Here is an 11,524-nt window from a genome sequence, read left to right on the forward strand (position 1 = left end):
GCCGAGAATGTCTGACGCAGTCCACGCCCACGAAGACCACGGACACCACGCGCACCCGAGCGGGATCATGCGCTGGCTGACGACCACCAACCACAAGGACATCGGGACCCTCTATCTGTGGTTCTCGCTGATCATGCTGTTCTCCGCCGGGAGCATGGCGCTCATGATACGCGCCGAGCTGTTCCAGCCGGGTCTGCAGCTTACGCAGCCGGATTTCTTCAATCAGCTCACGACGATGCACGGGCTGATCATGATCTTCGGCGTGATCATGCCGGCCTTCTCGGGCTTCGCGAACTGGCAGGTGCCGCTGATGCTCGGCGCCCCGGACATGGCCTTCCCGCGCATGAACAACTGGGCGTTCTGGATCCTGCCGGTCGCGGCGATCCTGCTCTTGAGTTCCTTCGTGCTGCCGGGCGGTGCAGTCGCGGGTGGCTGGACGATGTATCCGCCGCTCTACATCCAGGGCGGCATCTCCTACGATCTCACGATCCTCGCCGTGCACATCATGGGCCTGTCGTCGATCATGGGCTCGATCAACATTATCACGACCATCCTCAACATGCGTGCGCCGGGCCTCACGCTGATGAAGATGCCGCTGTTCGTGTGGACCTGGCTGATCACCGCCTACCTGCTCATCGCGACCATGCCGGTGCTCGCGGGGGCGGTGACGATGCTGCTGACCGACCGCAATTTCGGTACGCACTTCTTCAACGCGGCCGGTGGCGGCGACCCGGTCATGTTCCAGCATATCTTCTGGTTCTTCGCGCATCCCGAGGTCTACATCCTGATCCTGCCCGCATTCGGCATCGTCTCGCAGGTGATTCCGACCTTCTCGCGCAAGCCGCTGTTCGGCTACGCCTCGATGGTGTACGCGACCGCCTCGATCGCGATCCTGTCGTTCATCGTCTGGGCCCACCACATGTTCACGGTCGGCATGCCGGTCGCCGCGCAGTTGTTCTTCATGCTCTCAACCATGCTGATCGCGGTGCCGACGGGAGTGAAGGTCTTCAACTGGACCGCGACGATGTGGAAGGGCTCGCTGACTTTCGAGACGCCGATGCTGTTCGCGATCGCCTTCGTCTGCCTGTTCACGATCGGTGGCTTCTCGGGCCTCGTGCTCGCGATTGCGCCGGTCGACATCCAGTTGCACGACACCTATTACGTGGTCGCGCACTTCCACTACGTGCTCGTCTCCGGCGCGCTATTCTCGATCTTCGCCGGCATCTACTACTGGCTGCCGAAATGGACCGGCCACATGTACGACGAGCGGCTCGGCAAATGGCACTTCTGGCTGTCGGTGATCGGCATGAACATCGTGTTCTTCCCGATGCATTTCCTCGGGCTCGCTGGCATGCCGCGGCGCATTCCCGACTACTCGCTGCAGTTCACCGAGTTCAACCAGATCGCGACGGTCGGTGCCTTCATGTTCGGATTCAGCCAGCTCATCTTCCTGGTCGTGGTCCTCAAGGCGATCCGCGGCGGCGTGAAAGCCCCGGCCCAGGTGTGGGAGGGCGCGGAAGGCCTCGAGTGGACGGTGCCGTCGCCGGCGCCGTATCACACCTTCGTCACTGCGCCGGTGGTCAAATGAGCGCGGAGCTCACGGGAATGGCCGACGACCGGCGCAAGGGCAAGCTCCGCACGGCCTTGCTGCTCGCGGCCTTCGCGCTCGGCCTGTTTGTTTTCACGCTTTATACGGGGCTCAAATAGGCCATGGTTCGCGGCAACGGGCGCATGCTGACCAAGCTCGTCGTCGTCGCGGTCGTGATGTTCGGCTTCGGCTTCGCGCTAGTGCCGTTTTATTACAAGATCTGCGAGGCGACCGGGATCAACGCCGGGGGCGAGCAGAGCCTGGCGAAGAACACGCAGATCGACACGAGTCGCTGGGTGACGGTCGAACTCGACGCGAACACCAACGGCGCATTGCCGTGGCGTTTCGCTGCCACCGAGCGTCGCGTCCGCGTTCACCCCGGTCAGCTCGTGCAGATCGAGTACGAAGTCGTCAACACGAGCACGCGTGCGATCGTCGGCCACGCGGTGCCGAGCTACGGCCCCGCGCGCGCGGCGAATTTCTTCAGAAAGATCGAGTGTTTCTGTTTCACGCCGCAGACACTCGCCGCCGGAGAAACACGGCGGATGCCGGTGATGTTCGTCCTCGACCCGACGATGGACCCCGAGGTGCATACCGTGACCTTGTCGTACACGTTTTTCGAGTCCGAGAAGGACGCGCAGGCCGCGCGCGGGAACCCGGGGCGTGCCTGAGCGCGGCAACCTCAAGGCCGCGCTCGCCGTGTTCTGGAGTTTCTTCGGTGTGCGCAAGCGCCGGGACTACGACACCGACGCGCAGAACCTGACGCCGGCCCAGGTCGTGATCGCCGGGCTGATAGGCGCCGCGGTGTTCGTGCTGTCCTTGTTGCTGCTGGTGTATGCGGTGATGCAGTTCGTGACGTGAACCAACCACAAGACGAGAAGAGGGGATGAGATGAGTCTGGCACAAACTGACAAGTATTATCTGCCGCAGCCTTCGATCTGGCCGTTCGTCGGCTCGGTCGCGCTGCTGTTGATGGCGGTCGGCGGCACGATGACGATGCGCGAAATCGACAACGGCGGATGGGTGCTGCTCGCCGGGCTCGCCGTCCTGTTCTACATGATGTTCGGCTGGTTCGGCGAGGTGATTCGCGACAGCGAGGCGGGACGCTACAACAGGCAGGTCGATTCCTCCTACCGCTGGTCGATGAGCTGGTTCATTTTTTCCGAAGTGATGTTCTTCGCGGCCTTTTTCGGTGCGCTGTTCTATACCCGTGTGCTCTCGGTGCCGTGGCTCGCCGACGCCGAGACCGGCAGCTTGCTATGGAAGGGCTTCGAGGCGACCTGGCCGACCGCCGGGCCCGGGCTTGCCCAGGACGGATTCGCCTTCACGCCCATGGGCGCATGGGGGATTCCCGCGATCAATACGCTGCTGCTACTGAGCTCCGGCGTGACGGTGACCTGGGCGCACTGGGGCCTGAAGAAGGGCAATCGCACCCAACTCATCCTCGGCCTCGCGATGACGGTTGCGCTCGGCGCCACGTTCCTCGCGTTGCAGGTGTACGAGTACCACCACGCCTATACCGAGCTGGGCCTGACGCTGGGGGCCGGCGTTTACGGCGCGACCTTCTTCATGCTCACGGGCTTCCACGGATTTCACGTGCTGGTCGGGACGACGATGCTGATCGTGATGCTGTTGCGTTCGATCGCTGGCCACTTCACCGCCGAACACCATTTCGCGTTCGAGGCCGTGTCCTGGTATTGGCACTTCGTCGACGTCGTGTGGGTGCTGCTGTTCATTCTGGTGTACTGGCTGATCTAGTGCGCGGCGCGGCGCTGTTCCGCCACGGTCAGCGCAGCCCGTTTTCCGGTATGAGGCCCAGGTAGTGGCCCAGCATGAGCAGGGCGAAAAGAATGAACGAGAGCGCGATGCGCACGGTGAGCATCTTGACCGTGCGGTCCGACTTGCCTTTGTCCTTGACGAGGTAGTAGAGGGCGCTCGCGAGGCTGGCCAGAATGAGAACGATCAGGAGTAGGGCAAGGACGCGCATGGTGGGATCCGCACGGGAAAATCGAAGTCTAGCCGGATTGTGGAGCATGCCTACTTGTCGAGTTTAGGGATGGGCAGATGGCAGTTCACGCCCGGCCGGTGGCCGACGGTGGCGGCTCTGTTTTTTTTCGCCTTGACGCTCTGGCTCGGCAACTGGCAGAGCGGGCGCGCTGAAACCAAGCGTGCGCTGCAGGCGCGTTACGACGCGGCTCTTGCCGAGGCGCCGCTGCGGCTCGGCGCCGCAACGGTCACCTCAGACAGCGTGCGCTATCGCAAAATCGAGGTTGAAGGCGTCTTCGACGCGGCACGGACGATACTGCTCGACAACCGGATCGCGCAGGGCGTCGCGGGCTATCACGTGCTGACGCCCCTGCTGCCGGGAGCCGGTTCACCTGGTGTCCTCGTCAATCGCGGCTGGCTCCCGGCCGGCCGGTCGCGCGCAGAGGTCCCGCAGCCCCCCACGCCCGCCGGCCCGGTGAAACTGCAAGGGATCGCGGTCGACCCCGAGACCCGCTACGTCGAACTCGGCAAGGCCACCACCGAGGGCCGGGTCTGGCAGAACCTCGATTTCGAGCGCTATGCCCGGCAAAGCGGCCTGCGCCTGCAGCCTATCCTGCTGTTGCAGACGACGGAACTCGACGACGGTCTTTACCGCGCGTGGCCGCGGCCCGACGCGGGCGTCGACATGCACGTCGGCTACGCCTTCCAGTGGTACAGTCTGGCGACGACGGTCGCCGTGCTGTGGGTCGTGATGAATGTCAAGCGTCGCCCCGCGCGCGGCGACTGAGTACGTGACCATCGCAAAACGCATGACCATGCAACCGACCCCCCGCGCCAAACTGCTGTTCCTGATCGGCATATTCGTCGTGCCGGTGCTGCTCGCTTATCTCGCCTATTTCGGCCTGCGGCCGACGGCGCACAGCAATTACGGCGATCTCTTGCCCGTCACACCGTTGCAGCACACGGGAGGCGTTTCCGGCGAGGGCGGGGCGTTCGACCTGACATCGCTGCGCGGCAAATGGCTGATGGTTCACGTCGGCCCCAGCCGCTGCGACGCCGCGTGCCAGCAGCAGCTTTACCTGATGCGCCAGATACGTATCGCGCAGGGCAAGGAACAATCGCGCATCGAACGGCTCTGGGTGGTGACCGATGGCGGCGCGCTCTCGCCCGCGCTGCTGCAGGAGCACCCCGGTCTTCACGTCTGGCGGCCGGACAGCGTGGCGTTCGTCGCGCAGTTCCCGGCGACCGTTCCCCGCTCCGCGCACATCTATCTCGTCGACCCGCTCGGCAACCTCATGATGCGTTTTCCCGTGCAACCCGCCCCCAAGGAAGTCATGAAGGATCTCAGGTTGTTGCTCAAAGCTTCGCAAATCGGTTGAGCGCGCACATGTCCGCCTATCGCAACCTCGCCCTGCTCGCGCTGATACTGACCCTCGGCGTCGTCAGCCTCGGCGCTTTCGTGCGCCTGTCGGACGCCGGGCTCGGCTGCCCCGACTGGCCCGGCTGTTACGGCAAGCTGACGCCGCATCACGCGGCCGAGGCGATCGACGCGGCGATCGCCGCACAACCGGACGGCCCGGTCACACACCTGAAAGCCTGGAAAGAGATGGTGCACCGCTATTTTGCCGGCACCCTCGGCATGCTGGTGCTCGGTCTGGCAGTCCTCGCGTGGCGCAGGCGTCGCGATACGCGCGGAGGACCGGCGCTGCCCCTGCTGCTGCTCGGGCTGATCGTGTTCCAGGCGCTGCTCGGGATGTGGACGGTCACGCAGTTGCTCAAGCCCCTGGTCGTGACCGCGCATCTGCTGGGCGGCATGGCGACCCTGTCGCTGCTGCTGTGGCTATGGCTGCGCGAGCGCGGCGACGCGAGCGCCGGCGATTCCGCACGCGTCGATCGCTTGCGTGGGAGCGCGGTTCTCGCGCTGGCGCTGGTCACGATCCAGATCGCGCTCGGCGGCTGGGTCAGCAGTAATTACGCAGCCCTCGCGTGCACCGATTTCCCGCTCTGCCAGGGAGCGTGGGCGCCAGCGATGGACTTCGCGCATGGCTTCACGCTGCAGCGCGAACTCGGTGAAACCGCTTCCGGAGAATTGCTCCCGCTCGCGGCGCTGACCGCGATCCACTGGACCCATCGCGTCATGGCACTGATCGTCGCGCTCTACCTCGCATGGCTGATCTCGCGGCTGCTGCGCACGCCGGGCTACGCCGGGCTCGGGATCGCGCTCGCTGCGCTCCTCGCACTCCAGGTGACGCTCGGAATCAGCAATGTGTTGCTGAGTCTGCCGCTGGGCCTCGCGGTCGCCCATAACACGGGCGCAGCGCTGCTGCTTGCAGCCGTTGTGTTGTTGAATTATCGCTTGAGGGGGAAATGACATGGAGTCCTTGATGATCCAGGGCGCCGCGTGTCGCTGCCAGCAGTTCCTCGCCCTGTGCAAGCTGCGTGTGGTGAGCCTGATCGTGTTCACGGCCGTGATCGGGATGTTTCTGGCGGTGCCGGCCTGGCCGAGTTGGACCACGATCTGGGCCGGGACTCTCGGAATCGGGCTCGTCGCGAGCGCCGCGGCCGCGTTCAACTGCCTGATCGAGCAGAAAATCGACGCCGTCATGGCGCGCACCCGCGCGCGCCCGTTGCCGCGAGGCGAACTGACCGGCACACAGACGCTCGTGTTCGCCGGCGTGCTCGGCGGAAGCGGTCTGCTTCTGCTCCATACCGTCGTCAATCCGCTCACGATGTGGCTGACGCTCGCGACCTTCGTCGGCTACGCGGTGATCTATACGGTTCTTCTCAAGCCCGCGACGCCGCAGAACATCGTCATCGGAGGCGCCTCGGGCGCGATGCCGCCGGTGCTCGGCTGGGCTGCGGCGACCGGGGAGATTCACCACGACGCCTTGCTGCTCTTTCTCATCATCTTCGCCTGGACGCCGCCGCATTTCTGGGCGCTGGCGCTGTATCGGCGCGAGGAATACGCGAGGGCCGGACTGCCGATGCTCCCGGTCACGCACGGCGAGGCCTATACGCGCCTGCATGTCCTGCTCTACACGCTGCTGCTGCTCGCCGTGAGTCTGCTGCCGGTCGGCACCGGGATGGCCGGCGCCCTCTACCTCGTCGGCGCGGTCCTGCTGGGAGCGCGTTTCATCCAGTACGGCTGGGCGCTCCACCGCGAATACAGTGACGCGCTGGCGCGCCGGACCTTCCGGTATTCGATCTGGTATCTTGCCGCCTTGTTCGCGATCATGTTGCTCGACCACTATTTCCCGATACCGGTATGATTTTTATGAGGATTTAAGCAATCTCTGGATATTCGGACAAGATTGTTTTATATTGTGCTTCTTCAATTGATCGTTGGGGCACGTATGATCCTCTCGCGAACGAGCCAGTACGCGGTGCAGGCGCTGATTTACATGGCGACCCAGCCCGACGCGACGCCGGTGCTGAACAAGGATATCGCCGCCAAACTGGGTGTGCCCGCCCCCTACCTCGCCAAGATCCTGCAGAGCCTCGCCAAGGGTAATCTGCTGTTTTCCTTCCGCGGCCGTCTGGGCGGCTTCTGCCTGCGCGAAGGGGGCGAAAAGATCACGCTCATGCAAATTTTCCTGCTGACGGAAGGCCCTGCGTTCACGCAGAGTTGCCTGCTCGGCCTGAAAAAATGCAGCGACGAGACCGCGTGTCCGCTGCATTTCCGCTGGGTTCCGGTGAAGAAGAAGATCATCGACCTGCTGCACGAGACGACGCTCGACAAGCTGGCGAAAGCCGTCGAGTCCGGGAAATACCGCCTCGCCGACGTTCCCGGCCTGCTGTTCGAACAGGTCAAGGCGTGACGCACTGGCTGCGCTACGCCCTCGTGGCGGCGGTCGTGGTCGTCGCCGGTTGCCAGCCGAAGCCGCAGGCGCCCGCGTTTCAGGCGACCGATATCACCGGCGCCGAGTTCGCGCGCGATTTCACGCTGACTGACCACAACGGGCAGGTGCGCAGCCTCGGCGATTTTCGCGGGAAGGCCGTCGCGGTCTTCTTCGGCTACACGCATTGTCCGGACGTCTGCCCGACGACGCTCTCGGATTTTGCCGCGGCGTTGTCGCAGCTCGGCCCGCAGGCGGAGCGCGTGCAGGTCATCTTCGTGACGGTCGATCCCCTGCGCGATACGCCGGATCTGCTCAAGCAGTTCGTGCCGGCTTTCCATCCGAGCTTCCTCGGTATGTACGCCGACGGCCCCACGCTCGAGCGCCTGGCGAAGGAATACAAGATCGTCTATCAGAAGACGGCGGAGAAGGCGGCCGACGACTATCTGATCGATCACAGTGCCGGCACCTACGTCTATGATCCGGCAGGCAAGCTCAGGCTGCTCGTCCCCTACGGCAGCAGCCCAGACGCGATCGCCCAGGACCTGAAAACGCTTCTCAGCACGTCCTGAAGGAGGCGGGCGCTTGTCGCGCCGGTCTCGTCTATCATATAATCCTTCGGTTTTAATATAAGCATATGCTGTTAAAGGACGCCGTGGAGTCGGCCGGCGTCGTTTCGGGTCAATTGGAGAGCGGTCGATGTCGGTAAGCACATATTCCGGAGCAGAGCAGTACAACTTTGATATCGTTAAGAAATTTGCCGTCATGTCGCTCGTCTGGGCGGTGGTGGGCATGTTCGTCGGCGTCTACATCGCCTCCGAACTCGCTTGGCCGTTTCTGAATTTCGATAGTCCCTATTTTTCGTTCGGCCGTTTCCGGCCCGTGCACACGAGCGCGGTGATCTTCGGCTTCGGCGGCTCGGCGCTGTTCGCTACCTCTTATTACGTGGTGCAGCGTACCTGCCAGACCCGCCTGATTTCCGACGGCATGGCGAGCTTCACGTTCTGGGGGTGGCAGACCGTCATCGTCCTCGCGGCGCTTTCCTACGTCATGGGCTACTCGCAGGGCCGTGAATACGCCGAGATGGAATGGCCGATCGACCTGCTGGTCGAGGTCGTCTGGGTCACCTATCTGATCGTGTTCGTCGGCACCATCATGCGCCGCAAGCAGCCGCACATCTACGTCGCCAACTGGTTCTACCTGTCGTTCATTCTGGCGACGGCGCTGCTGCACACCTTCAATAACCTGGCGATGCCGATCGACCTGTTCTCGATGAAGTCGTACAGCCTGTTCTCCGGCACCCAGGACGCGATGACCCAGTGGTGGTACGGCCACAACGCGGTCGGCTTCTTCCTGACCGCCGCCTTCCTCGGCATGATGTACTACTTCGTGCCCAAGCAGGCCGGCCGCCCGATCTACTCCTACCGGCTGTCGATCGTGCACTTCTGGGCGCTTTCCTTCATGTATATGTGGGTCGGTGGTCACCACCTGCACTGGACCGCGCTGCCTGACTGGACCTCCTCACTCGCCGCCGCGTTCTCGATCCTGCTCTTGATGCCCTCCTGGGGCGGCATGATCAACGGCATCATGACGCTGTCGGGTGCCTGGGACAAACTGCGTACCGATCCGGTCATGCGCTTCATGATCGTCGCACTGTCGTTCTACGGCATGTCGACCTTCGAAGGCCCGATGATGTCGCTCAAGGAAGTCAACGCCCTCTCGCATTACACCGACTGGACCGTCGGCCACGTGCACTCGGGCGCGCTCGGCTGGGTCGCCATGATCTCGTTCGGCTCGCTGTACCACATGATGCCCAAGCTGTGGGACACCAAGATGTACAGCCGCAAGCTGGTCGAATGGCACTTCTGGCTCGCGACCATCGGCATCGTCCTGTACATCGTCGCGATGTGGATCTCGGGCATCACCCAGGGTCTGATGTGGCGTGCGTTCGACGAGTTCGGCAACCTCCAATACTCGTTTGCCGAGTCGGTTGCCGCGATGATGCCTTTCTACGCGATGCGCGCGATCGGCGGGATGTTCTTCCTCAGCGGCGCCGCGATCATGGCCTTCAACATGTTCATGACCATTCGTCAGGGCAAGCGCGAAAGCGCGGCGCTGGAGGCCAAGCTCGCAGCCAAGATGGCTCACGCATGATTCTGGAAAGATAGACAATGAATTTCAATTTCAAGCACGAATGGGTTGAAACCAACATTGGCCTGATGGCCGTGTTGACCATGCTCGCGATCAGCGTCGGCGGCCTCGTCGAGATCGCACCGCTGTTCTTCATCGACAAGACGATCGAGAAGGTCGACGGCGTGCGGCCCTACACGCCGCTCGAGCAGCGCGGCCGCGACATCTACCAGCGCGAAGGCTGCTACACCTGCCACTCGCAGATGATCCGCCCGTTCCGCGACGAGAAGCTGCGCTACGGCCATTACTCGCTGGCGGCCGAATCGCAATACGACCACCCGTTTCAGTGGGGGTCGAAGCGCACCGGTCCGGACCTCGCCCGCGTCGGCGGCAAGTACTCGAACGAATGGCACGTGCAGCACCTCGTCGCGCCGCGCTCGATGGTCCCCGAGTCGGTGATGCCGAACTATCCGTGGCTGCTTTCCACGCCGCTCGACATCTCGGACACGGCCGATCGCATGAAGGCTTTGCGCAAGGTCGGCGTTCCCTATTCGCTGAGCCAGGCCGAGTACGACACGAACGTCGGCAAGTTCGGCGAGACCGTCGCCAAGCAGTTGCACATCCCGGACGCGCAGAAGAATCTCGTTGCGCAAGCGAACTTCGGCAACTACGACGGCGACCGTTCGGGGGTCTCTGAAATGGACGCGCTGGTCGCCTATCTGCAGGTCCTTGGCACCATGGTCGATTTCAGCAAGCATACCGACGACGCGTTCGTCGACGCCCGCTGAGCGGCGCGGCCGGGGCTTCGGATATGGAATGGTTGATGTGGTTTTCGAAAGCCGAGAACACCAAGCCCCTGGCCTTGATCATCTTTTTCGTCACCTTTATCGGCATTCTGATTTACGTCTACGGTAGCCGGAAGCGGAGCAAGCGGCTCGAGTCGTACCGCGACATACCGTTCCTCGACGATCAGGAAGGGCCGAAGGACAAGCAATGAGCGAGCAGAAACTACAATCCCAAACCGTACAAACGACTGGTCACGCCTGGGACGGCGACCTGCAGGAATACAACAACCCGCTGCCGGTGTGGTGGGTCTACACCTTCTACGCGACGGTGATCTTCGCCATCGTTTACTGGATCATTTATCCGTCGTGGCCTGTGGGCAAGGACTGGATCGGCGGCGCGTCGCAGATCAGCTACGTCAATAGTGCCGGCGAGACCAAGACGCACAGCTGGAACACCCGCGCGCTGCTGCTCGAGGATCTGAACCAGGCTGCCGCCGAGCAGAAGCCCTACTTCGACAAGGTTTCGGCGATGTCGTACGCGCAGATCGCCAAGGATCCGGAAATGAACGGGTTCATCCTGTCCGCAGGCAAGGCCTTGTTCGCCGACAACTGCGCGCCCTGCCACCAGGCGGGCGGGCAGGGCGTGCCCGGATTCTTCCCCAACCTCGCCGACGACGACTGGCTCTACGGCGGCTCGTTCGACAAGATCCACCAGACCATCACCGGCGGTCGGCGCGGCTACATGCCCACCTTCAACGAGGTCCTGTCGGGTGAACAGATCGACCAACTGGCCCATTTCGTCGCGAGCCTGTCCGGCACCGAGCACGACGGGGCGAAGGCGACCGCAGGGCGAGCGCTGTTCCAGGGTGAGGCCGCCGCCTGTTATTTCTGCCACGGGACCGACGCCAAGGGGCGGACCGAAATCGGTGCACCGAACCTGACCGACAATATCTGGCTGTGGGTCGATGCGCCGGCCGGCACCGGGGCCGCGGCCAAGGTTGGGGCGATCCGCAGCGTCATCGCCAACGGCGTCAACAAGGGCGTGATGCCGGCCTGGGGCGACCGTCTGACGCCCGAACAGATCAAGGTCCTGACGGTCTACGTACACGAGTTGGGCGGAGGTCAGTAAGACTCAGGCCGATGACGACCAAAGCCCCCGATCTCGGGGGCTTTTGTTTCCAGAGCAGCGAATCGCATAC

16 protein-coding genes are annotated in these 11,524 nt (G+C 63.3%); 15 read left to right on the forward strand and 1 reads right to left on the reverse strand.

The features are described from left to right. The first annotated feature begins 7 nt into the window (after positions 1 to 7). From ctaD to TBD_RS01645, 5 genes are read left to right on the forward strand one after another with little or no spacing between them, the layout of a single operon-like run. Entirely contained in the window at positions 8 to 1,588 is a 1,581-nt protein-coding gene (ctaD, locus tag TBD_RS01630) for a cytochrome c oxidase subunit I (protein WP_011310839.1), read from the forward strand. After that, a complete protein-coding gene (locus TBD_RS15200; RefSeq protein WP_011310840.1) occupies positions 1,585 to 1,707 on the forward strand; it encodes a hypothetical protein in 123 nt (40 codons plus the stop codon). Before ctaD ends, TBD_RS15200 begins: the two co-directional genes overlap by 4 nt. Positions 1,708 to 1,710: 3 nt before the next feature. Then, positions 1,711 to 2,259: a cytochrome c oxidase assembly protein gene (locus TBD_RS01635; protein WP_011310841.1), complete on the forward strand. Its 549-nt coding sequence runs from the start codon at positions 1,711 to 1,713 to the stop codon at positions 2,257 to 2,259. Continuing rightward, on the forward strand, positions 2,252 to 2,449 hold the full coding sequence (locus TBD_RS01640; RefSeq protein ID WP_011310842.1) for a DUF2970 domain-containing protein: 198 nt from the start codon (positions 2,252 to 2,254) through the stop codon (positions 2,447 to 2,449). Before TBD_RS01635 ends, TBD_RS01640 begins: the two co-directional genes overlap by 8 nt. Positions 2,450 to 2,479: 30 nt before the next feature. Continuing rightward, positions 2,480 to 3,346 (forward strand): cytochrome c oxidase subunit 3, encoded by an 867-nt coding sequence (locus tag TBD_RS01645; RefSeq protein WP_011310843.1) that lies wholly within the window; start codon positions 2,480 to 2,482, stop codon positions 3,344 to 3,346. A 28-nt stretch (positions 3,347 to 3,374) separates the two neighbouring features. On the opposite strand, the gene TBD_RS01650 is transcribed toward TBD_RS01645, so the two are convergent. After that, positions 3,375 to 3,575, reverse strand: coding sequence for a twin transmembrane helix small protein (locus TBD_RS01650; protein ID WP_041432202.1), 201 nt, complete (start codon positions 3,573 to 3,575; stop codon positions 3,375 to 3,377). A 108-nt stretch (positions 3,576 to 3,683) separates the two neighbouring features. On the opposite strand from TBD_RS01650, the gene TBD_RS01655 reads away from it, so the two are divergent. From TBD_RS01655 to ccoP, 10 genes are all read left to right on the forward strand, one after another. Continuing rightward, complete coding sequence (locus TBD_RS01655; protein ID WP_238376477.1) at positions 3,684 to 4,361, forward strand: SURF1 family protein; 678 nt, start codon at positions 3,684 to 3,686, stop codon at positions 4,359 to 4,361. 28 nt (positions 4,362 to 4,389) lie between these two features. Then, positions 4,390 to 4,953, forward strand: coding sequence for an SCO family protein (locus tag TBD_RS01660; RefSeq protein WP_041432858.1), 564 nt, complete (start codon positions 4,390 to 4,392; stop codon positions 4,951 to 4,953). A gap of 8 nt (positions 4,954 to 4,961) precedes the next feature. Continuing rightward, on the forward strand, positions 4,962 to 5,945 hold the full coding sequence (locus TBD_RS01665) for a COX15/CtaA family protein (RefSeq protein WP_011310847.1): 984 nt from the start codon (positions 4,962 to 4,964) through the stop codon (positions 5,943 to 5,945). Position 5,946: 1 nt separating this feature from the next. Beyond that, positions 5,947 to 6,843 carry a heme o synthase gene (gene cyoE / locus TBD_RS01670; RefSeq protein ID WP_011310848.1) on the forward strand — a complete coding sequence of 299 codons (897 nt, stop codon included), beginning with the start codon at positions 5,947 to 5,949 and terminating at the stop codon, positions 6,841 to 6,843. A gap of 84 nt (positions 6,844 to 6,927) precedes the next feature. Further along, a complete protein-coding gene (locus TBD_RS01675) occupies positions 6,928 to 7,392 on the forward strand; it encodes an RrF2 family transcriptional regulator (RefSeq protein ID WP_011310849.1) in 465 nt (154 codons plus the stop codon). Continuing rightward, positions 7,389 to 7,982 (forward strand): SCO family protein, encoded by a 594-nt coding sequence (locus TBD_RS01680; protein WP_011310850.1) that lies wholly within the window; start codon positions 7,389 to 7,391, stop codon positions 7,980 to 7,982. Before TBD_RS01675 ends, TBD_RS01680 begins: the two co-directional genes overlap by 4 nt. 127 nt (positions 7,983 to 8,109) lie before the next feature. After that, the gene (ccoN, locus tag TBD_RS01685; protein ID WP_011310851.1) at positions 8,110 to 9,564 is read left to right on the forward strand and encodes a cytochrome-c oxidase, cbb3-type subunit I; all 1,455 of its coding nucleotides are present in this window, start codon (positions 8,110 to 8,112) and stop codon (positions 9,562 to 9,564) included. A gap of 17 nt (positions 9,565 to 9,581) precedes the next feature. Continuing rightward, positions 9,582 to 10,328: a cytochrome-c oxidase, cbb3-type subunit II gene (gene ccoO / locus TBD_RS01690; protein WP_011310852.1), complete on the forward strand. Its 747-nt coding sequence runs from the start codon at positions 9,582 to 9,584 to the stop codon at positions 10,326 to 10,328. Between the two features lie 23 nt (positions 10,329 to 10,351). Then, positions 10,352 to 10,537, forward strand: coding sequence for a cbb3-type cytochrome oxidase subunit 3 (locus TBD_RS01695; protein ID WP_011310853.1), 186 nt, complete (start codon positions 10,352 to 10,354; stop codon positions 10,535 to 10,537). Beyond that, positions 10,534 to 11,454, forward strand: coding sequence for a cytochrome-c oxidase, cbb3-type subunit III (gene ccoP, locus TBD_RS01700; RefSeq protein WP_011310854.1), 921 nt, complete (start codon positions 10,534 to 10,536; stop codon positions 11,452 to 11,454). Before TBD_RS01695 ends, ccoP begins: the two co-directional genes overlap by 4 nt. The last annotated feature ends 70 nt before the right edge of the window (positions 11,455 to 11,524 follow it).

The organism is Thiobacillus denitrificans ATCC 25259, from assembly GCF_000012745.1.
GTDB classification, from domain to species: domain Bacteria; phylum Pseudomonadota; class Gammaproteobacteria; order Burkholderiales; family Thiobacillaceae; genus Thiobacillus; species Thiobacillus denitrificans_B.

What these genes read in the sequence shown, in the direction of transcription:
- ctaD (WP_011310839.1), top strand. Translation starts at nt 8, where the DNA reads ATGTCTGACGCAGTCCACGCCCACGAAGACCACGGACACCACGCGCAC.
- TBD_RS15200 (WP_011310840.1), top strand. Translation starts at nt 1,585, where the DNA reads ATGAGCGCGGAGCTCACGGGAATGGCCGACGACCGGCGCAAGGGCAAG.
- TBD_RS01635 (WP_011310841.1), top strand. Translation starts at nt 1,711, where the DNA reads ATGGTTCGCGGCAACGGGCGCATGCTGACCAAGCTCGTCGTCGTCGCG.
- TBD_RS01645 (WP_011310843.1), top strand. Translation starts at nt 2,480, where the DNA reads ATGAGTCTGGCACAAACTGACAAGTATTATCTGCCGCAGCCTTCGATC.
- TBD_RS01650 (WP_041432202.1), bottom strand. Translation starts at nt 3,575, where the DNA reads ATGCGCGTCCTTGCCCTACTCCTGATCGTTCTCATTCTGGCCAGCCTC.
- TBD_RS01660 (WP_041432858.1), top strand. Translation starts at nt 4,390, where the DNA reads ATGCAACCGACCCCCCGCGCCAAACTGCTGTTCCTGATCGGCATATTC.
- TBD_RS01665 (WP_011310847.1), top strand. Translation starts at nt 4,962, where the DNA reads ATGTCCGCCTATCGCAACCTCGCCCTGCTCGCGCTGATACTGACCCTC.
- cyoE (WP_011310848.1), top strand. Translation starts at nt 5,947, where the DNA reads ATGGAGTCCTTGATGATCCAGGGCGCCGCGTGTCGCTGCCAGCAGTTC.
- TBD_RS01675 (WP_011310849.1), top strand. Translation starts at nt 6,928, where the DNA reads ATGATCCTCTCGCGAACGAGCCAGTACGCGGTGCAGGCGCTGATTTAC.
- ccoN (WP_011310851.1), top strand. Translation starts at nt 8,110, where the DNA reads ATGTCGGTAAGCACATATTCCGGAGCAGAGCAGTACAACTTTGATATC.
- ccoO (WP_011310852.1), top strand. Translation starts at nt 9,582, where the DNA reads ATGAATTTCAATTTCAAGCACGAATGGGTTGAAACCAACATTGGCCTG.
- TBD_RS01695 (WP_011310853.1), top strand. Translation starts at nt 10,352, where the DNA reads ATGGAATGGTTGATGTGGTTTTCGAAAGCCGAGAACACCAAGCCCCTG.
- ccoP (WP_011310854.1), top strand. Translation starts at nt 10,534, where the DNA reads ATGAGCGAGCAGAAACTACAATCCCAAACCGTACAAACGACTGGTCAC.